The organism is Wolbachia endosymbiont (group A) of Apoderus coryli (genome assembly GCF_947251615.1).
Classification (GTDB): Bacteria; Pseudomonadota; Alphaproteobacteria; order Rickettsiales; family Anaplasmataceae; genus Wolbachia.
On record NZ_OX366367.1, the window covers coordinates 1,162,543 to 1,182,481 of the forward strand.

The 19,939-nt window shown below is 36.9% G+C and carries 17 protein-coding genes, 1 other RNA gene and 5 pseudogenes; 10 read left to right on the forward strand and 13 right to left on the reverse strand.

Annotated features, from left to right (window positions below; all coding sequences use genetic code 11):
* Positions 1 to 74: 74 nt before the first annotated feature.
* The 5 genes from OPR43_RS08425 to OPR43_RS05985 form a co-directional block, all read right to left on the reverse strand.
* Positions 75 to 263 (reverse strand): hypothetical protein, encoded by a 189-nt coding sequence (locus tag OPR43_RS08425; RefSeq protein WP_265034524.1) that lies wholly within the window; start codon positions 261 to 263, stop codon positions 75 to 77.
* Between the two features lie 4 nt (positions 264 to 267).
* Positions 268 to 483: a WPE palindromic element domain-containing protein gene (locus OPR43_RS05970; RefSeq protein WP_265034525.1), complete on the reverse strand. Its 216-nt coding sequence runs from the start codon at positions 481 to 483 to the stop codon at positions 268 to 270.
* Complete coding sequence (locus tag OPR43_RS05975) at positions 431 to 592, reverse strand: hypothetical protein (RefSeq protein ID WP_265034526.1); 162 nt, start codon at positions 590 to 592, stop codon at positions 431 to 433. The genes OPR43_RS05970 and OPR43_RS05975 overlap by 53 nt, the downstream gene beginning before the upstream one ends.
* 4 nt (positions 593 to 596) lie before the next feature.
* A complete protein-coding gene (locus OPR43_RS05980) occupies positions 597 to 785 on the reverse strand; it encodes a WPE palindromic element domain-containing protein (RefSeq protein WP_265035686.1) in 189 nt (62 codons plus the stop codon).
* Between the two features lie 124 nt (positions 786 to 909).
* A complete protein-coding gene (locus OPR43_RS05985) occupies positions 910 to 3,831 on the reverse strand; it encodes a WPE palindromic element domain-containing protein (protein WP_265035688.1) in 2,922 nt (973 codons plus the stop codon).
* Between the two features lie 91 nt (positions 3,832 to 3,922).
* Between OPR43_RS05985 and OPR43_RS05990 the strand changes: the two genes are divergently transcribed.
* The 3 genes from OPR43_RS05990 to OPR43_RS06000 all read left to right on the forward strand — a co-directional run bounded on the left by OPR43_RS05990 (position 3,923) and on the right by OPR43_RS06000 (position 8,332).
* Entirely contained in the window at positions 3,923 to 7,342 is a 3,420-nt protein-coding gene (locus OPR43_RS05990) for an AIR synthase-related protein (RefSeq protein ID WP_265034527.1), read from the forward strand.
* 205 nt (positions 7,343 to 7,547) lie between these two features.
* A complete protein-coding gene (locus OPR43_RS05995) occupies positions 7,548 to 8,060 on the forward strand; it encodes a hypothetical protein (protein WP_265034528.1) in 513 nt (170 codons plus the stop codon).
* A 143-nt stretch (positions 8,061 to 8,203) separates the two neighbouring features.
* Positions 8,204 to 8,332, forward strand: a complete 129-nt coding sequence (locus OPR43_RS06000; protein ID WP_265034529.1) for a hypothetical protein — start codon at positions 8,204 to 8,206, stop codon at positions 8,330 to 8,332.
* Between the two features lie 2 nt (positions 8,333 to 8,334).
* Here OPR43_RS06000 and OPR43_RS06005 read toward each other — a convergent pair.
* Both OPR43_RS06005 and OPR43_RS06010 read right to left on the reverse strand, forming a co-directional pair.
* Positions 8,335 to 8,868 (reverse strand): annotated as a pseudogene (locus OPR43_RS06005) (transposase); the annotation flags it as partial.
* Positions 8,869 to 9,387: 519 nt separating this feature from the next.
* Positions 9,388 to 10,169: pseudogene (locus OPR43_RS06010) on the reverse strand (IS982 family transposase).
* Between the two features lie 139 nt (positions 10,170 to 10,308).
* On the opposite strand from OPR43_RS06010, the pseudogene OPR43_RS08530 reads away from it, so the two are divergent.
* A pseudogene (locus tag OPR43_RS08530) lies at positions 10,309 to 10,896 on the forward strand (IS3 family transposase); the annotation flags it as partial.
* Between the two features lie 33 nt (positions 10,897 to 10,929).
* Here the strand turns inward: OPR43_RS08530 and OPR43_RS06020 are convergent.
* Positions 10,930 to 11,864 (reverse strand): annotated as a pseudogene (locus OPR43_RS06020) (transposase).
* 292 nt (positions 11,865 to 12,156) lie between these two features.
* Here OPR43_RS06020 and ssrA point away from each other — a divergent pair.
* Together ssrA and OPR43_RS06030 are read left to right on the forward strand one after the other, a co-directional pair.
* Positions 12,157 to 12,492: a transfer-messenger RNA gene (gene ssrA, locus OPR43_RS06025) on the forward strand.
* Between the two features lie 23 nt (positions 12,493 to 12,515).
* The gene (locus OPR43_RS06030; protein WP_265025749.1) at positions 12,516 to 12,953 is read left to right on the forward strand and encodes a ClpXP protease specificity-enhancing factor SspB; all 438 of its coding nucleotides are present in this window, start codon (positions 12,516 to 12,518) and stop codon (positions 12,951 to 12,953) included.
* A gap of 68 nt (positions 12,954 to 13,021) precedes the next feature.
* Here the strand turns inward: OPR43_RS06030 and OPR43_RS06035 are convergent, their stop codons facing one another.
* Entirely contained in the window at positions 13,022 to 13,174 is a 153-nt protein-coding gene (locus OPR43_RS06035) for a hypothetical protein (RefSeq protein WP_265034532.1), read from the reverse strand.
* A 7-nt stretch (positions 13,175 to 13,181) separates the two neighbouring features.
* Positions 13,182 to 13,337 (reverse strand): hypothetical protein, encoded by a 156-nt coding sequence (locus OPR43_RS06040; RefSeq protein WP_265034533.1) that lies wholly within the window; start codon positions 13,335 to 13,337, stop codon positions 13,182 to 13,184.
* A gap of 72 nt (positions 13,338 to 13,409) precedes the next feature.
* On the opposite strand from OPR43_RS06040, the gene OPR43_RS06045 reads away from it, so the two are divergent.
* Together OPR43_RS06045 and OPR43_RS06050 are read left to right on the forward strand one after the other, a co-directional pair.
* Positions 13,410 to 13,682: a transposase gene (locus OPR43_RS06045; RefSeq protein ID WP_265025750.1), complete on the forward strand. Its 273-nt coding sequence runs from the start codon at positions 13,410 to 13,412 to the stop codon at positions 13,680 to 13,682.
* Between the two features lie 271 nt (positions 13,683 to 13,953).
* A complete protein-coding gene (locus OPR43_RS06050) occupies positions 13,954 to 14,091 on the forward strand; it encodes a hypothetical protein (RefSeq protein WP_265034534.1) in 138 nt (45 codons plus the stop codon).
* A 101-nt stretch (positions 14,092 to 14,192) separates the two neighbouring features.
* Here the strand turns inward: OPR43_RS06050 and OPR43_RS06055 are convergent, their stop codons facing one another.
* The 3 genes from OPR43_RS06055 to OPR43_RS06065 form a co-directional block, all read right to left on the reverse strand.
* Complete coding sequence (locus OPR43_RS06055) at positions 14,193 to 15,986, reverse strand: reverse transcriptase/maturase family protein (RefSeq protein ID WP_265034303.1); 1,794 nt, start codon at positions 15,984 to 15,986, stop codon at positions 14,193 to 14,195.
* A 557-nt stretch (positions 15,987 to 16,543) separates the two neighbouring features.
* Positions 16,544 to 17,800 (reverse strand): group II intron reverse transcriptase/maturase, encoded by a 1,257-nt coding sequence (gene ltrA / locus OPR43_RS06060; protein WP_265034304.1) that lies wholly within the window; start codon positions 17,798 to 17,800, stop codon positions 16,544 to 16,546.
* Between the two features lie 331 nt (positions 17,801 to 18,131).
* A complete protein-coding gene (locus OPR43_RS06065; protein WP_265034535.1) occupies positions 18,132 to 18,269 on the reverse strand; it encodes a hypothetical protein in 138 nt (45 codons plus the stop codon).
* 544 nt (positions 18,270 to 18,813) lie between these two features.
* Here OPR43_RS06065 and OPR43_RS06070 point away from each other — a divergent pair.
* Together OPR43_RS06070 and OPR43_RS06080 are read left to right on the forward strand one after the other, a co-directional pair.
* Positions 18,814 to 18,993, forward strand: coding sequence for a hypothetical protein (locus OPR43_RS06070; protein ID WP_265034536.1), 180 nt, complete (start codon positions 18,814 to 18,816; stop codon positions 18,991 to 18,993).
* Positions 18,978 to 19,933, forward strand: a pseudogene (locus OPR43_RS06080) (IS5 family transposase). The gene OPR43_RS06070 and the pseudogene OPR43_RS06080 overlap by 16 nt, the downstream one beginning before the upstream one ends.
* Positions 19,934 to 19,939: the final 6 nt, after the last annotated feature.

Genomic DNA, 19,939 nt, shown 5'->3' on the forward strand with positions numbered 1-19,939 from the left:
CGTTTGGTAAATTTTTTAATATTTATAGCAACATGAACTGGGCAGGAAGGTGTCATTCCAGTGCCCCTATGATGTCATTCCAGTGCTTGACACTGGAATCCAGTTTTCCATATAATCTCATCGAAAACGTTGTAACCACTTTCTATGCTAGTTTTCTTGTTTACAAGAAAACTTTCCTGGATCCCAGTGTCTGGGCACTGGGATGACACCATTCTTTTTCCTGGATTCCAAACTGGGATGACAGCTAGCCTGACAATCGTCATCCCGCTACGTGTTAGCGGGATCTAGAGATACTGTGACGGTATGACGTAGGACTGCTGTCATCCCGCTACTTGTTAGCGGCTGAGATACCGCGGCGGTATGACGGTTCGTGGCAGCATGACGTAGGACTGCTGTCATGCAAGTAGCTGACACTGGCATCCAGTCTTTATTATGCAGCCACTTGGTTAGAATCAAGTCTTCTGGATCCCAGTGTCTGGGCACTGGGATGACAAAAAAAGGAGCACTGAGATGACACCTCTGGGCACTGGGATGACACCATTCTTTTTCCTGGATTCCAAACTGGGATGACAGCTAGCCTGACAATCGTCATCCCGCTACGTGTTAGCGGGATCTAGAGATACTGTGACGGTATGACGTAGGACTGCTGTCATCCCGCTGCTTGTTAGCGGCTGAGATACCGCGGCGGTATGACGGTTCGCGGCGGCATGACGTAGGACTGCTGTCATGCAAGTAGCTGACACTGGCATCCAGTCTTTATTATGCAGCCACTTGGTTAGAATCAAGTCTTCTGGATCCCAGTGTCTGGGCACTGGGATGACAAAAAAAGGAGCACTGAGATGACACCTCTGGGCACTGGGATGACACCATTATAGAGTGAACCAGTGTCAGCTACTTACATGACACCATTTACAACCACTCCCCTACCCTTTCTAGCTGTTTATAGCTGTTAAATCTCAGGAATTTATCAAAATATGGAGAGGCAATAAAGGGTGTGGAATTACTTAAATAATTAGATAAAAAACCAGGCAGATCATTTTTTAATTCTTGCATTTTGTATCTATAATTTTGTATAGAAATAACTTTTATTTTATCATAATCAAGTTTCCAATAAGCAAGTTCTGAGACTTCCCTTCCGGTCACATACTCTACCGCTAAGGCTTGTAAAATTAATTGCGGAAAAAACCCCGACATCACTTCTTCATTGGAAGGTGGTGAACCAAGCTTATAGTCTATAATTGCTACTTGCCCACTTGGTAGATACTCAACTCTATCACATCTTGCTGTCAGTGAAATTTCTTGTGGCCTATTTGTCATCCAAGCCCTTTCTTTTGTCATTCCAGTGCTTGACACTGGAATCCAGTTTCCATTATACAATTGTTTGAAGTTTTCTGGATCCCAGTGTCTGGGCACTGGGATGACACCCTTCTTAGTGGAGGTTGTACAGCATCCGTACAGTTGTGTGTCACGCGCTGGAATATGGAATATCGGACAGGAAAAGCTCTTTTCTAGCTCAATATGGTTGCTTCGAGTCTCATCAAATTCGACAAAAGATTGAATCACCCTCTGTAGTCTTACCCACCACATATTTGAAAAATTAAACTGACTAGTCGAGAATGCTTCTCGTGCAATGCTCATCAGCGATTTTTTGTTGCGTAAATATCTTGCAAGAATGTTGTGTACCATAGTGCCAAATTCCAATATCGATGGCTTAAAATTCAAGTCTCTTAATTGTTTAAGGCCCAGTATATATTCAACGTAAAATGAATAAGGATTACGAATTAGCTTTTCTATTGCACTGCAAGACATCACCTGCATTTTTTCTTTTCTAACTTCGGTTTGAGGTTTTGGCATAGGTTGAGTACATGGAACAGTACATTCAGGCGTATTTAATACCCTCAGCCAATCACGATACGGCTGTTTCCCCTCCTTGAGCAGAATTTCCAAACGCTGCAATAGAATTGGTTTTCTATGGCTTAGCGATCTTGTAATATAAACCTTACTTGCGCAAAACAAATTGTGTAAAGTATAAAAAAAATACCCCTGCTCTTCTTGCGCAGAAGGAAGATTAAATTTTTCTCTCGTAAGTGCATTCAAAAGCGGACTTTGAAAGCTTGGCGCTTCATTAAATCCAGCAAGTATTACAACTTTGTTGTGATATAAGCTGAATTTATTCAAGTCACTTGCTACAGAGAAAAACTCTTTCTCTAAAAATAAAGTCAGAATTTGGCTATATAACTCTAAGGAGCACTTAATTTCTATACCCTCACATGCATTTGAGAAATTACAGGTAAAATTACCTATTTCACTATTTAGCTCTGAAAAATTTATACCAGATAGCATATTAATACACTGCAAATGAGTTGCCACCACATCAGAAATAGGGCAATTTATAGAACGAAGTAAAGGATTAAATATAACCTCTACCTTACTGATAATAAGTAATATATCTTCTTTGTATTTTAGCTTTTTATGGGCATTGATAGCATTTATAATATCGCTCAGGCCATTTGTACTAAAGTTGCGTAATACCTCTATTTCAAATTCAGATAAAATCCGAGTGTACTCTTCTTGAGTGTAACCAAAAGTCACTAGCCTATGCTTAAGGAGCGAAAGTAATGACACACTGCTCCAATTTGAGGTCAAAACTTCGATACTATAAAGCAGAAGCGTTATATAAGGGTAATTTTCCGGTATGGCACTGTGTTGCCTTGATAAACATGCTATACGAGTTGCAAGTAATTTATCAAAGACGACCAAAGAAACATTTTCATAACCTTCATTTTCTATAATTAATGATGTCACTTGTGCTTCTTCCTCTCTGGAATCACAAGTGATGACTTCAATATTGCCAATATGTCCATTACTAACTTTGCTTAGATCGGCAGTTGTATCAAAGACGTAATCTAGATATTCCTCAGGACTTCCTGTTATCCCAGCCCTTTCTTCTGTCATCCCAGTGCTTGACACTGGGATCCAGTTTTCATTATACAGCCACCTGGTGCGCTCATTTAAAGTTAAGTTTTCTGGATCCCAGTGTCGGAGCACTGGGATGACACCAGAACACGCTTCTGGCAGAAAACTCACATCCCTTCTATCCACTTTTAAATAATCGAGCAGATCTTTCAGGCAATATTGATAATGTTTTTTATCAAGTGATTGCCAATCTTTCTCTTTAATTTTCAAATTCAGATTAGGCAAAATTATTTTTCCAAACGGCAGGTCATATATAGCCTTAATTAACGACTTATCCTTTCCAATTCCAACAAAGATTATATGTTGGTCTTTTTGTAAAGAGATTATCATATTGTTTATGTAATCACTCTTATGTTCTAATATATCTACTACTCCTAAATCTTTTAAAATTTTATTCCAACTCTCAATGAGTAAGCTTATGAAATTCTCTATTTTTTTTGAATGTTCATCGAATTGATAACAATCCGTTGTTTGGGTAGATTGAATTTTATCAAGCAATGATGGCAGGCTATAAGCTAAATCAATGGGGAAATTATCATTATTTTTTCTATTCCACTCCAATATGAATTGAATGAGTAGCAGCGTCCTCTTTGTTGGATTGATAACTTTAACTCTATCAAGATTTAATATTAAATCCTCCTCATCGATGTTCTCTAGCGAAACTATCTCTGGCAAAATTATGCATTTTTTAGCGTTATGATTCTTGAATGCACTCAGCAGCGCTATCACATCCCTCTTGCAAGGAAGTATGATCTTTACTTCAGGAATTTTTTCTCTTTCATATTCAGAAAATATGTGCTGAACCAGCACATCAAAAAGGGATTCATCCACATTAACAGTAAAAACTCTTCCCACTAACAGTAACAATTAATACAATATTTTATTGTATAGAAATTATTTAAAATATAAATGTGCTTGTATGCTATTATATATTAAAATCTTTTATATGACAAACATTAGAATAGAAGTTTTAAATAAATGTGAGCAAGTTGGCCGCAGATGGTTAGTCAACGTTTACTCGATTTACATACGCAAAGGATTACCACCCAAATTATATGAAGAAATTTGCGGGCTATTTTATAATAAAGTCATACAAGATTGCCGTTATTATTCCTACAATGAAAACCTTGAAGAAGTTCAATATGATTTTATAGAGCCACAAGCAAAGTGGGGCTTGGAGATAAGCTTTTTACCTGGCATGACCGACAATGTAGGCAACACAGCGAAACAAATTGTTAGAGAATATTTAATAAACAAGAACTACATTGATGAAAATGTTTGTATAAAAGCAAGAAGTTCAAAATTGATTCTAAGTCAAGCAACTGAAGATGATATAAAACAAGAATTCAACCCTATCACTGAGTATTGCATGCTTGTTTATAAAGAAAACGGCAATTGCTATTGGAGGCATTACGGTAAATTAAAAGGTGTCATCCCAGTGCCCAGACACTGGGATCCAGAAAATTTCAAGCAATTGTATAATGAAAACTGGATTCCAGTGTCAAGCACTGGAATGACAGAGGGGGAAACAGGAATGACAGAAGGGAGAGCTGGAGATACCCACACCGGTGTCATTCCAGCGCGTGACCAGGAAAAAAAAGAATGGATCCCAGTGTCAAGCACTGGGATGACAGGAGAGAGAGCTGGGATGACATCAGGTAGTAATGGGGCTAAGTCTGTTGACCTCAATCCAAAGGATGTCATCCCAGTGCCCAGACACTGGGATCCAGGAAACTTCAAGCAATTGTATAATGAAAACTGGATTCCAGTGTCAAGCATTGGAATGACAAAAGAAGGGGCTGGGATGACAAAAGAGAGTACTGGGATGACATCAAGTAGTAATGGGGCTAAGTCTGTTGACCTCAATGTAAGTGACCAAGAGCTTGAAAAGATCAGCAAAGATGGAATCGATGGCAATGGTACTTTAGGGCTCTCTCTGGCAGCAATGAAAGCTATAAAGGATTACTTTAAAAAACTTAATAGAAATCCATATGATATTGAACTTGAGTCCCTAGCACAAACTTGGTCCGAACATTGTAAACACAATATTTTTTGCTCTCCTATTGATGAAATAAAAGACGGTCTATATGCTCATTATATTAAGCGTGCAACGCGTGAGATAAATTCTGACATATGCGTGTCAGTTTTCTCCGACAACGCAGGGGGAATAATTTTTGATGACGATTACTTGATTGTAGATAAAGTTGAAACTCACAATAGCCCTTCAGCTCTTGATCCATTTGGTGGAGCAATGACCGGAGTGCTTGGAGTTAATCGTGATATAGTGGGTTTCGGGAAAGGCGCGGAACCTATAATGAATACCTATTACTTTTGCTTTGCCAAAGAAGCAAAAGGCAAATTTTATAGGGATAAAGAGCGCACTGATGAGATCTTACCGCCGAAATATATAATGAAAGAAGTGATTCATGGCGTTAATGTTGCTGGTAATTGCTCTGGTATTCCAACACAACTTGGGTCGGTATATTTTGACGATAGATTTTGTGGGAAGCCGCTGGTCTTTGTTGGAAGTGTCGGAATTATTCCGCGCAGTATAAATAATGCACCTTCACACATAAAAGGACCTAAAAACGGCGATAAGATTGTAATTATTGGTGGAAGAGTTGGAAGAGATGGAGTTCACGGTGCGACATTTTCTTCAGAGGCATTGTCGGGAAACAGCCCTTCAACAATCGTACAAATTGGTGACCCTATAACACAAAAAAAATTATCCAATGCCGCCTTGGAAGCAAGAGATCTTGATCTTTATAACGCAATAACGGATAATGGAGCAGGCGGTCTATCATCGTCTATTGGTGAAATGGGAAAAGACGGATTTGAAGTTGATTTGAGCAAGGTTCTCCTTAAAAACGATGGTATGGCTCCGTGGGAAATATGGATATCAGAATCACAAGAGAGAATGACCTTAGCAGTGCCAGAAGAAAATCTTCCTATGTTTAAGCAAATCATGAAAAAACATGATGTGGAGGTTTGTATAATTGGAGAGTTTAATGAGAGTGGTAAAGCTGTTGTTAAATGTCCTGAAGGGACAGTAACAATGGACATCGAAACTGAATTTCTGCATGATGGTAATCCCAAAGTGCATTTACAGACAAAGCCGTGGTCTAAGGAGCCTGCTGTCATTCCGGAACCCTCTCCTGTCATCCCAACACTCTTCCCTGTCATCCCAGTGCTTGACACTGGGATCCAGCAGGCTGAGCCTGCAAACATTTTATGCAAAAACCCATCCAACGGTGGAATTGAATGTGAAATGGATTCCAGTGTCAAGCACTGGAATGACACCTTTGCATTAAAAAAAATGCTGAGCAGACCAAACATATGCAGCAAAGAGTTCATAGTGGTGCAATATGACCATGAAGTTCAAGGATCGTCAGTGCTAAAACCATTGCAGGGCAAGGGAAGAGTGTGCAGTGAAGCTATTGTTTCAAGGCCAATCTTTTCTTCAAACAAAGGTGTTGTGAAATCACAGGGGTTTGGCTCGAGTTATGGAGAAATTGACACCTACCACATGGCAGCATGTGCAATTGACACCGCGATACGCAACTATGTAGCCGCAGGAGGAAATATAAATCATCTAGCGTTGCTCGACAATTTTTGCTGGTGTGATGCTTATAATCCAGAAAGGCTGTGGCAACTAAAGAGAGCTGCAGAGGCTTGTTACGACTTTGCAACTGCATTTAAAACACCATTCATATCCGGAAAAGATAGTATGTTTAACGACTTTAAGGGATATGACGAAAATGGCGAGAAAGTGATGATATCTGCACCACCTTCATTACTCATCTCAGCAATTGGAGTTATAGAGAATATTGAAAGTGCGGTATCGCTTGATGTGAAAATGCCGGGGGACTTGATATATGTGCTTGGTACAACCCACGATGAGCTTGGTAGATCTGAATATCAGTTATATAGTGGAATAGGTAATGACAACGTACCAAAAGTTGATGCACAAAGTGCTAGAAAGTTGTATGAATGTTACAACCAGGCAATAAAAGATGGCATAATTGCCTCTGCAATTGCACCAAACTTGGGCGGATTAATTATTGCTCTGGCAAAATCGCTAATTGCAGGAGACCTTGGTGCTGAAATCGATCTTTCACTAGTGCCAATAGGAAAAATACAAAATACAGACATAATAAACAAGATAATAATGTTTTCTGAATCGCAAAGTAGAATTTTGGTTACTATTGCACCACAAAGCCAGAAGAGGTTTGAAGAATTGTTTAAAGGTGCGGTTTATTCATGTATTGGCAAAGTAACAGAGAAAAAGGTGCTAAACATAAAGGATGTTTTAAAAGTAGATCTGAAAGATTTGGGAAATAGTTATTATATAGCTAAAGTGACTTAGGTTTACAGACGATTTGATAAACGACAAACTCGTCATCCCGCTGCTTGTTAGCGGGATCTAGAGATACCGCGGTGGTATGATGTAGGGAAACCTTAGCTATAGCATGTCAGTTTAAAATATTTTTCTTATTATGCTAAATAACTCTTTTACTATATGTAATGTTTATTTAGAATGAATGTATGTTATTAATTTTGGGTAGGTAATTATGTCTATTTTATCGATACTCTTGCTTATCAGTCTTTCTTTACTCAACACTTCAAATAAATTGATGGTATGTGCTGCCTTATTTGTGGGAGCTGCTTTAGTTGTAAATTCAATGGTTGAATTTTATGGCAGAAGCAAAGCTACATACAACTTAATAGTGTGTACAGCGCTATGTTGTGTTTTTAAATGGCAAAGTTTTAATTTGATGATATTGATTTCATATACTGCAATTTTAGTCTCTCTTCTCTCAAGCATAATTATTTTTGAAAAATTGAAGTCCAAGTTGAATTTTCATATGGCAAATTTCATTACTTTAATTATAGCATCAGTTGTTGATAGTGCCGTTGTATGTGTTGGATTACTATACAAATTTTCTGCAGGTAAATGCTTATCAATATATATTAGAGATTTAATTTTTAAGTTTTCTTATGTGTCAGTATTGAGCATCTGCTTGTTTATAGGAATGTATTTATTTTGCTTGGCGAACAAGAAGTATTTTAAGATTTCCACATAACCTGTTTTCTGATATAGCTAAACTGACTTTGGGTCCTGGGTTGGTGGTCCTAATACGTAACAACAGTTTAGAATTTATAGGTAGCCTAAACCCACAACTGTACAAACATTGCAATTTGAGTCCACCAGTAAGATGTCACCCCAGTGCTTGACACACAGCTGTACGAACATTGCAATTTGCAGGTAATTTGCGTAGTAAGTGGTGTCATGAAAGTAGCCGACACTGGGATGGCTTTGTTGCATAGCAACGTAAGTTTTTTCCAGAGTAAATAATTTTATGCGACTATTTCAAATTTAGGCATACCAATTGCAGTAAATTTGTTCATTAAGTAGCATTTAATAAGTAGTTCCTTCTCTCTATTTGTCTCAGATTTATTCTTAAAACTAAACCCAAATATTCGCTTCAACCTTGAGAAAAATTCTTCAATATACGATCTTTTTCCGTAATTTACTTCTTCTTTCCATCTTTTTATACCATTCTCACCATGTAATTTCATTAACTGAATAGCGGCATTTCTATCAAGCATATAATCCAATTTTGGATGCTCTGCTGCGTTGTTTTTCGGAGGAATTTTCGTTTTTATGCCATATTGATTACACAGCTTATAGAGCTTTTTTCTATCATATGCCCTATCTGCATATAGTGCTTTTATAGCATATTTAACATCAAATTTCCCCAATGCTCCATAGTGATCAGAGTAAACGCCATTACTGTATTTTGTAGCTATGACTTGTTTGCTCAACATTATGTGCAATTTTCTTACTTGTTTATAGCCGCGATACTCTCTATCTTTGCTATTTTCTTTGCTGGTATCTGTTCAGGCAATGGCGTCAACTTAAGAGCCTTCATTAGCAAACCCTCCTATGGATTTTCTGAAAAGTTTTTGAGTATATTGTATTTTTAATTTGTAAAATAAGATTTTTTCCTTTCTGCACGTCTCGTCTAAAAAGGACACATTTTAAACTTTTTTGTTGAAATAAAATAGAAACAAAAGTGCTGTTTCTTGCACTCTTTGGATAATTTAATGATAAAAAATTTAGAGAGAAATTTTACACACAATCACTGATATTTTCCCTTAAGTTGACGCCATTGTCTGTTCAGGAGCATCGCAAATATTGAAGCAAAAGTGGTGTCATCCGAGTAGCTCCTTTTTTTGTCATCCCAGTGCGTGACACATAACTGTACGAACATTGCAATTTGCGGGCAATTTACGTGGCAGGTGGTGTCATTCCAGTGCTTGACACTGGAATCCAGCTTTTGATCGAAAATGTTGTATAGTGCACAATCAATTTTTCTGGATCCAAGTAGTCAAGACGCTAACTATGGATTAGCTGATGAAGAAAGTGTTGGAAATAGGAGGTTTTTTCCGTTTTAAAGAATATGAAATAAGGGTGGAAAAAATGTGAACTAAAAAATTAATAGGAGATCTATGGCGGATATCTAATCTGTTTTTTAGGTAACCAAAGACGGTTTCAATGATAGATCTTTTTCTCAGAAAAATCTTCTCATTTAGCGAGATTAATACATTTTTCATACCTTTTTTTATCTTGGTCACAAGCTTGAGATTTCTATCAAAAAAATAGATCTTTTTTAATATAGCCTTTATCTCCAAATAATAAACCCGCTAATTTTTTAGTCAGGTCTGGAACTGGTTTCCTATCGTCAACATTACCTTTTGTCAAAGTAACCCCTTACCTTTTTCATTGATTACCATATGTAATTTGAAACCATAAAACCAACCATAAGTGCTTTTTCCTATTTCAGCAATTCCGGAAAAAACTTTGTTTTTTGAGATTCGTTTCCTATAACATGTTGCGATAGGTGTTGAATCGATATACTGTCTCTTTTGCTTAACCATTGCAGCAGAATCGCTAAATACCATAAAACTCGCGGCTTTAACGCAATGAACCTATCATATGAAGGCAGTGTTGAAAAGTCTGACTTATGTAATAACTTTAGATAGTATTGATAAAATGATTTAAAATTTTCATATCTAGATTGCTGATATAGTAGAATTATTGTTATAATTTCAGAATACGTTATTTCTGGCACTCTGGTAGGTTTTTTGCCACTTGGCAGTAGTCTGCTTGCAAAATTTTCATCTATTATTTTACAATAATCATCTACAAAACAGTGTTATATTCTTATTCATTGGGTAACCTCATATTATCGCTAAAATACTGGAGTTTACCCTCTTTTTCCCTCCTCTCTTACTATTTTTCTAATCCATAGTTAGCGTCTAAAATACATAAAAGCTTTAGGCAAAAATTATAACATCAAAACAGTGCAAAGTGTTATGCAGGAAAATGGTATTCAAGCCCAACTTAGACGAAGGTTTAAGGTTAAAAAACGGCAAACAGACAATAGAGTTATAGCTCCGAACATATTGGATCAAAAATTCACTACTGATCAGCCAAATAAAGTGTGGGATTACTTACATAAAAACCAAGGGAGGCTGTTGGCAGCAATAATTCTCACGCATGGTAGTTAATGAGTAATACAATAATTAATTGTGAATTCTTTGCTTATGGCTGTTAACAAACGCAAACCCCCTGAAAATCTACTGTTACATAGCGATCAAGGCTCACAATATACTTCAAAGAATTATCAATATCTACTGGGTATAAAGAATATTGTATCTAGCATGAGTCATAAAGGTTGTTGTTATTGTTGCAGAAAAGCTCACTAAAAAGGGAGCTGCTTATTGATACTTCTCGCTCAACAAACTAGAACTGCCATATTTGAATACATAGAAATTTTTTATAACAAACAACGACGTCATTCTACTATTCACTATTGCATTCCTGAACATTTTGATTCATCGTTCTTTTTGTAAAAAATTTTCTTAACTTTCTCTTCACTTTTTCTCCTATGATTGTTGTCCAATAAAAAATTCAAATTTTGTGAAATCTTTAAAAACCCAGTCATTTTTAAGAGTATAGAAAATAGTTGTAAGAAATTTCCTGGCAGTAGCAATAATAGCCTTAGCAGAACCACGCTTTTTTTTTACATAAGCTGTTCAGATAAGCGTATAGCAACCCAAGTACACTGCACTAAAGAATATCACGTTTGTTCCGATCGTGCACTGTTGATTAGATTTGTGGCACAATTCCAAAATATGCAGTAAGTTTCTCAGGCCTATGAAAATCATTAATGTCTCCAATTGTTGCAATAAAAACAGCTGCAGAAATTGGGCCAATTCCTTTTATGCTGATAAGGTTCAGGAAGCTGTTCGGCAAAAGCTATAATTTCCTTCTCAAGTTTTTTAAGACTTTCCCGAATAGCTTCCAAATGATAGCTAATTACTTCAATTTCAACCTTTTCTAAAGGATCCCAAGTATACTTTCCAATAGCACCCACCTTAGTTGTAAGTGCTTCCTTTTTAATTTTTATCCCATGGTAATTAAAAAGACCATGCATTTTATTGATTAAAGATACCCGTAACTGGTCTCTTGTTTGAAGAAGAGAAGCTAACTGCTTGCATTGTTTGCTTTGCTTCAGGCAACATACCTTTGCTTAGAAAAAAAGCAATAGCTCGCGCATCGTGCTTGTCCGTTTTGTTCACAGAGCGACGAACAACTTCAAACTGTCCAGGAGACCACGCGCTTAACATAAGGTGACACTGCGTCATAAAAAAAACAGCTATTGCCTGTTAGCTATTTCATCTGTTTCTTGAAGATTTCTGATAAAATTATTTAAGTCTTTTAAGCGAAACGTTTGAATATACTCCGATTTTCCTTCTTGCAAGTAACAAACAGTAAAACTATTGGTATAATGCCTATGTGACGCATATTTTTCCTCCAATTGCACATTTCAATATATCAGAGTACTGGTTGGTCCAAACTCCTATACGAGGTCATCACATTTTGTGAGCCTCACCGGTGGCAGAATCTGAGTAACGAGGTCTTCTTTCATATACTTTATACAAGAACACTCAGAAAAAGTGCCAACCTGCCACCTATCCACTCTGAGAAGTGATTATCTTCTCTTGCTTCCAACCAAGCAATACCTAATTCATACCTTCTGGGTAAGGTCACAGAATTTTTTACTGGAAATCTTAATTTTGTTTTAGCAATAAATCAACTTAAGGTCATAATATCTTGACATTTATTTAATGTTGCTATATAATAGCTATGTATATTTTGTGTACTATAGCAATAAAATTACCTTGTAATAGGTGTATTGGACCCGAGGGCAGTACTCGGCGCCTCCACCATGTTTTTTAATTTATATGGGGGCGAATAAGGATCGACATGCATAGTAAAGATGGTAGCTTTGCTCGGTTAGACACCACCGCTAAGAGTTCATAATTTAAATGCAAACGATAATTTTGCTGCTGAAGACGATGTTGCAATAGCTGCTTAATTTAAGCACTATAACTTCATTGCTATAAGCACGGTTTAGGGAACGCCGGGTAACAGAAGTTCCCCCAAAATTTACGTATGTGGAAGTTATATGGAGCAAACAGATTACAAAAAATTGCTTAATTCTGCCAAGTTTCAAGTTATCAAAAAGACTTTAGATGTTATATCAGGTAATGGTTTTATCCCTCATTTAGAAATATTATTTTTCACATATTTTAATGGTGTGACCATGCCAGATCGTTTGAAAAAGTCATACCCCACTCAAATGCTTATTATATTACAGCATCAATTCTATGATTTAAAAGTTTCTGAGGATAAATTTAGCGTCAGTTTGAGTTTTCAAGGAAAACAAGAGCGAATTACTATACCGTTTTTTGCTATTAGTGAGTTTCGTGATAAAATTTCAGGAGATGTTTTAATATTTGACAAAATCAGTATCGATTCTGATAAAGAATACAAAAGTGAAAAATGTACTGAAAAATTATCAAATGGTAGTATTATATCCATAGATCAACTGCGTGATAAATAGTTACTCATAAGAGGCTTAAAAGTCTTTTCTCTCGCTTTGACAAAACCTCTGAAGTTTTTATGGGCTTTTTAAATTTCGTGTAGGCTCTCATTTGGCTTCTCTAAAATTTTGTCCACAGAGTCTAGCGAATAGTCTATTTTAGTCAACCACTTCAAAGGTTCTTCTTTGAACGTTTCTACTACATCTTTTAAAGAAAAAGAAACTGGCTGAACACTCTGCAAATACCCTTCAGGCTTGCTCGACTCTATTGTTATATATCACCAAAAAAAGAGCTCTCAAACCTATATCAAAATGGCCATAGAGGAATTCATACCATCTTTGTTTCATTCTATAGCTAAACTGACTTAGATTTACCGACAATTTGAAAAACGACAAATTCGTCATTCCGCTACTATAGTATTTCCTAAAACAAATGATAAAGGTATAATATGGAATTAATGAAATATGAGGTAAGTAATGGCATACAGTGTAGACTTAAGGGAGAAAGCTATCTCTTTGGTGGAAAGAGGGAAGTCAAAATCTGAAGTAGCAGATCTTCTAGAAATAGGAATTGCAACCTTGTACAGATGGCTGAAAAAGAAAGGAAACGGTGAGAGCCTGGAGGCAGGAAAGAATGGAAGTTTTATTCGAAAAATAGATCCAGAAGTACTCAAAGAATATGTCAAAAAACACCCAGCTAGCAGAAATGAAACAAAATCTAGGATTTGGAATAAATTCAATTTGGTATAGGTTAAAACAGCTAAAAATAACCTTAAAAAAAAGTCACAGAACGTAGTCAAGAAGATAGGCAGCGCTTTACCGATAAAATCTCAAAAATAGACCACTCTAGCATTTTATATATAGATGAAGCAGGAGTTGATAATAGATTATACCGAGAATATGGACGAGCTCCAAAAGGAGAAAAAATATATGCTCTGGAAAAAAGCGAGAGAGAGTAAGTATAATAGGCGGATGAGAAGTTCATTGCACCAATAACTTTCACGGGAGAAAGAAGTATTTAATGCGTGAGATATTACTGCCACAGTTAAAGCGTGGTACAACTATAGTTATGGATAATGCTACATTTCATAAGACTCCTAAAACAAGGAGAGTAGACCAGGAAAACTTCCTTCCTGGCCCCTCGCAGAACCCTACGTGAGGTAGAGTGGGCAGCCAGCGAGTTACTTGTTAAGTACTTTTCCAACAACCCCTCTCCGAACCACGCATGATCGTTTCCGTATCACGTGGCTCTCCAATAATCTAACGTTTTAAGGAGTCACCATCATATTTTCCATATTGGATTTTCTTATGGCATTCATGACAAACAACAAGAGTTTTCCTCTGTCGTTCAATCATTCTCTTTTTCCATTCCGGTAGTTCAGTATTACGTTTACCTAGCAAATCAGCAAGTTTACGTACGTGATGTACTTCAATCTGCTCTTGTGATTTACATAATTCACAAGTTTGTGCCAATAGTCTTTGCTCTATTTCACTACGCTTATTCCATATTGGTATAAGGTTATCACTTATGCTTACCCATTTATTCCATTTTAGCGACACAGCACCAAAGTGTGTAATTAATGGTATCTTTGATGGTAAACGATCTACTCTGATTTGGATGACTTTTCGTTTTTCACCTTCATCGTTTTCAATCGTCGCACCAAATTTTCTATAAATTTTCCTGCAAGTTGTTTTGTATTTAGATGCTAAAGTCTTTACTAATGATACTTCCATCACATATTTCAGATAACTTAGTGTGTGAAGGTTGTAGGCCATTTTATAGTATTGTACAATTCCTCGATATTCAGTTTGATACTGAGCAACAATACTGTAAGCTGTATCAATTGTACGTTGAGGTAAATGTATCGGTTTACCACAACGCATATATTCAGAACACTTTTTCTGCTTTATATGATGTGGTACACGTAACCCAATACTACCGTTAATACATCGTTGTGTCCGATGATCATGTTTGTCATCTGCATGCAAAACATGTATTTCATAACCCAAAAAATTGGCTTTGCTATCACACGCATGTGTAATAAACGTTTTATCTTCATTAAGCATAAGTTTGAGCTCCTCATTGAGAAACCCAGCAATCTCATTCTTAATTTGTTCAGCTTCATTCTTTGGTCCTGCAAACCCTACCAGAAAATCATCAGCATACCTAACATACCAAAGACGTCGATAATTTAGATCGCAAGAATCCTTAGATGGCATACCCTGCACTAATTGACGCAGTTGTTTTGCTTGATCCCAGTTCCCTTGTTTTCTCATCATCGATACTTGCATGGTTAACCTTAAATATTTTGGATTTGTCCTTCTTCGCTTACCTCGGTTATTTGCTGGTATTAGTATATGCTCCACATGTTTATCTAACCGATCGAGTAATATGTTACTCAGAATTGGACCAATAATAGAACCTTGTGGTACCCCACTATGACTCTTATTGTACTTCCAATTTTCCATATATCCTGCTTTTAGCAGTCGATTGATTAGCTGAATAAAACGGTTATCTTGGAAGCTTTCACTCAGTATTTTCAACAACATAGTATGATCAATTGAGTCATAACATGCACTGAGATCTCCCTCTATAAACCATTTTGTACCTCTGCCTTTTTGCATTACTGCTCTTAATGCAGTGTGGCATCCACGCTTTGGTCGAAATCCATGTGAACATTCACTAAATTTAGGCTCATAGTAGGCTTCCAATATTAATCGGATTACTTCTTGAAGTAACTTATTTGACCATGTTGGCAACCCTAACGGCCTGCGTTTACCACTCTTCTTTAAAATATAGATACGTTTTACTGGTGTCCACCGATATCGCTCATAGCGTAAATCCTCTATGATTTTATCGATTTTCTCCAAAGACATACCATCAACTGTTTCAGTTGTCACACCTTCTGTCATAGCACCTTTATTACGACAAAGTTTGCCATACGCTCGAAGGTAAAGATCACTCTGATAAAGTAGGCGATATACGTTTTTAACCGGCAAATTTCTTTGTCCACGTTCACGTATAATGTTAAGTATTGTTTCAGCTTTCCGCATCTTGCGTACCTCCCAATTTCAACATTCAATTATCTGTCACCCTTTGCCCTGTATGTGGCTTTCCCACACTCCCCGGTGATTCGTTACTTTCACGACTACTACGATGACTCCGTAACCATAGAACTCGCGTTCCTTAGGTCATCCCATGTTCCGTCACTAAGAACTGTTCTAGATCAACTTAGGTTTTCCATTCATCCTCTTAAATAAGTTCACTACTTATCGTTCTACAGCCAGAATGTCACACAAACGAAAGTTTAATCTGTGCTTACCGTAGACATGGGGTTTTAAATGCGATACCCATGGATGTGAAGTCCCACCCCTGAAGATTAGAATTCAAGCAGTTTAGCTTTAACCATATTGATCAGGTGTTGCAAGCCGTTATCTTACACATCTTCAGATAACTCTCGCTTTACATACATGCTCTTGTCCTCCTTCCCTTTCGGGTTAAAGTTAGTTGTTCACCTCGAGGCCATTTATTCTGAACCCCGCTTAGCTCCGCTAAGTATTTCTTAATGCGTACCACGGCGCACACTCGCATCTCATAAAGCTCCCACTAATCATTGCCCTAGTCCTATACTTAATTTCCAGTGTACAAAAAGATTTGGTCTACTCTTTGCGATTCTTTCTAGTAACTTAGCTGCTTTGGTTTTATGCCCACTCAGCTTCTTATACTTTGTCTGAAACCACTTCCTGAGTTTCCTATTAAACATTCTTATTATGTCCTCTAGCGCAGTTATGTGATACTTCCCGTAATAGTTAAACCAACCCCTTAGAATTGGATTACATATTCGTGATATATCTTCTATTTCCAAGTTTGTTCTTCTAGCAAATTTCCAGCCTCTAATTTCTTTTCTCATCTTTTTCAAACTTTCTTTACTTACAGTCGGAGTAAAACTTACAAATAAACTACCATCTTTTCTATTTCGTACAAGTCTTTTTCGAAATTCGTACCCAAGGAATGTGAATGATACATTCTCATGATTCTCCTTCCGCTTTCCATCTTGACAATAGATAATTTTGGTCTTTGTATGTTTTATTTCCAATTTACAAATCTTCAGTCTCTGTTCAAGTTGACTCAAAATTAGTTGTGCTTGGTTCTTGCTTACACAATGTATAACACCATCATCAGCATATCTTGCCCACTTTATACTTGGATATTCTCTCCTCATCCATACATCAAAACTATAGTGCATAAATAGGTTGCTTAAGATAGGACTCACTACACCTCCCTGCGGTACTCCGCTGAGACGCTTTATCTTTGTTCCATCTTCAAGCTGTATATCTGCATCTAGCCATCTTTGTATGTATAAGAGAACCCATTTGTTTGCAGTGTGTTTTCTGACTGCTTTCATCAGTAGATTGTGGTCTATGTTATCAAACATTCCCTTGATATCAAACTCTATTAACCAATTTTGGTCGAAGCATCGCTTCCTGGTTTGTCCTATGGCATCTAATGCCGATTTATTTGGCCTATAACCATATGAATCTTCATCAAATACCTTCTCAAGCTCTGGTTCTAAAACACTTCTTACAACTTCCTGTGCTATACGATCGGAGACAGTTGGTATTCCAAGTGTCCTTGTCCCTCCATCTGTCTTAGTTATATCACAAGCCTTCACTGCGGGTGGAAAATAACTACCAGATGATAGCCTATTCCATAGCTTGTAAAGGTTCTTGCTTAAGTCTTGATCAAACTTTTCAATTGTTAGATCATCAATACCTGCTCCTCCTCTGTTTTCTTTAACTCTTTTATAAGCCAAAAACACTAGAGATTTTGGTATGTCAAAAGGCTTTGTTCGTTCAATCACTTTCATCCTCCTACAAGTTGAATGATTTACTAAAGTCGACTAGCTTAACCCCTTCGCTCCATGGTCATTACAACCACTTCTTCACTACTACGAGTTAATCCGCCCCAGTGATTTGTATCGCTACTCTAAAACTTGAGGATTAGCCTCTTGCTTATCTCGCTTTGCATCAAATCGACTGGTTCCTGCAGTTCCTTATCAAAGCCCAGATCAGACTCACGCCACCTTTATGCCGAACACCGCCTACACAGTAGTCAGGTTCCCTGTACGCTTTTAAGAGGAGAACGACTCACTCCCCCTTTCGATGTTCACTTCCCTTTTCGACACGTTCATCAGTGGTTCACTCACGTTCGTCTTTCTGATCCACACCTTCCAGCTTATATGCTGATTTTTCCTTAACGCTTATGACCCTATCTCTTAAATAGAGCCACTTAAGGTGGCTGCTCCTGAAAACCGATTTCGAAGGACCTTCCTTCATCTTCAATAAAGCTTCTCACAAACATTACTTTGTTTGTTACTGCAGCACACAGACGTTTTTGGAGTAAAATAAAACGTTTTTTCAAAATATGGCAAATAGAAGAGAATAGAAACAAAAACTTGCTTGACACCCTCCGCCAGCCCCCTTATCATGAAACTGAAGGTATTCAGTTATCTTCATCTGTGCAGATTAAACAGCAAGAAAACAACGTAGTTGGCGTCTTATTTTTAATTTTTTGCACTATGTGCACCTTATGTCTTCACAATATTTCTAGGTTTTTACCTATATAAGCTGAAACGCGCTTATAAGTCGTTTAAGACAGTATAGTACGCCAATTTGCAGGATTAGAGAGTGACAACTAGCTAACACGGGATTTCTTTTGCCTTTTTTTCTGCTTAGTAAATTTCTTAAACATTTAAACTAAGGTGAGTTGCATTTAAAAGCAGCTAAATTGCAGTGTTTAAGACTTTAAAAAACGCCAATACTGAAAATAGACAATGACTAGGGCTTCTTTTGCCTTTTTTTTCATTTGGTAAATTTCTTAATGTTTATAGCTAAAAGAGCCCAAGAGAGGTGTCATTCCAGTGCCCCTGTGATGTCATTCCAGTGCTTGACACTGGAATGGCTTTGTTGCATAGCAACCGAAAAAATCTGGTGGCTACTGACAAAATTCATTATAAATAACCATTTAACTGTTGAAGAAAAAATATGCCACAGAAAATGAAAGTCAGTAACCAAAACGAATATAACAAATTCCTTGAAAAAAGGGGAAATATTTTTCGTTACATCGATGAAGCTATCGAAAATTGGTATGAAAATAGTCCAAAAATGCAGGGCGGCAACTATATTTACAGTGATAAAGTCGTAATTTTGGTGCATATAATTGTCAATCTTTTTAGAATTGGTTTAAGACAAACGGTGGGTTTATAAAAGGATATCTGCAACAAATAGGAAAAAATTTGGCAGTTATCAGCTATTCACAAGCATCAAGAAGGTTTAAAAAACTTGATATTAAGATAAATGATTGCAGGGTTGATAAAAGCAACATGGAAAATATTGAAATTATCATAGATAGCACAAGTATCAGCATTTACAGTAACACTCCTGGCCACAGTAAGGAAAACAGTGCAGATAGAAAGTACCGAAGCTACGAGCAAGTAAGAAAGTTACATGTTATGTTAAGTGTGAATAGTAAAAAAGCTATAGCTGCAAGATACAGTAATGGCGTCTACTCTGACCACTATGGAGCTTGCGATTTGCTTGAAGAAGTTAATTTTCAGCACAAAATAAAAGCATTATATGCAGATAGGGCATACGATAGGCACAAACTTTATAAATTGTGTAAGAAATACGATATAAAGACAAAAGTTCTACCAAAAAAGGATGCAGCAGAACATTCAAAAATAGATTATATGTCTGACAGAAATGCTGCTATTAGGTTAATAAAATTATATGGACAAGATGGTGTAAAAGAGTGGAAAAAGGAAGCAATTTATGGAAAGAGATCTTACATAGAAGGATTTTTCTCAAGGTTGAAGCAAGTATTTGGATTTAGCTTTAGGAATAAATCTGAAGTAAATCGTGAAAAAGAATTACTAATTAAGTGCTATTTGCTCAACAAATTCACTGATATTGGTATGGCTAAATTTGAAATCATTACATAAATTTGT

Coding starts and splice junctions, on each gene's coding strand:
- OPR43_RS06050 (WP_265034534.1), top strand. CDS start 13,954: ATGCGTGAGATATTACTGCCACAGTTAAAGCGTGGTACAACTATAGTT.
- OPR43_RS06055 (WP_265034303.1), bottom strand. CDS start 15,986: ATGCGGAAAGCTGAAACAATACTTAACATTATACGTGAACGTGGACAA.
- OPR43_RS06070 (WP_265034536.1), top strand. CDS start 18,814: ATGTTTATAGCTAAAAGAGCCCAAGAGAGGTGTCATTCCAGTGCCCCT.
- OPR43_RS06030 (WP_265025749.1), top strand. CDS start 12,516: ATGGAGCAAACAGATTACAAAAAATTGCTTAATTCTGCCAAGTTTCAA.
- OPR43_RS06045 (WP_265025750.1), top strand. CDS start 13,410: ATGGCATACAGTGTAGACTTAAGGGAGAAAGCTATCTCTTTGGTGGAA.
- OPR43_RS06065 (WP_265034535.1), bottom strand. CDS start 18,269: ATGAAGGAAGGTCCTTCGAAATCGGTTTTCAGGAGCAGCCACCTTAAG.
- OPR43_RS08425 (WP_265034524.1), bottom strand. CDS start 263: ATGACGATTGTCAGGCTAGCTGTCATCCCAGTTTGGAATCCAGGAAAA.
- OPR43_RS05995 (WP_265034528.1), top strand. CDS start 7,548: ATGTCTATTTTATCGATACTCTTGCTTATCAGTCTTTCTTTACTCAAC.
- OPR43_RS05975 (WP_265034526.1), bottom strand. CDS start 592: ATGACGATTGTCAGGCTAGCTGTCATCCCAGTTTGGAATCCAGGAAAA.
- OPR43_RS05990 (WP_265034527.1), top strand. CDS start 3,923: ATGACAAACATTAGAATAGAAGTTTTAAATAAATGTGAGCAAGTTGGC.
- OPR43_RS06040 (WP_265034533.1), bottom strand. CDS start 13,337: ATGACGAATTTGTCGTTTTTCAAATTGTCGGTAAATCTAAGTCAGTTT.
- ltrA (WP_265034304.1), bottom strand. CDS start 17,800: ATGAAAGTGATTGAACGAACAAAGCCTTTTGACATACCAAAATCTCTA.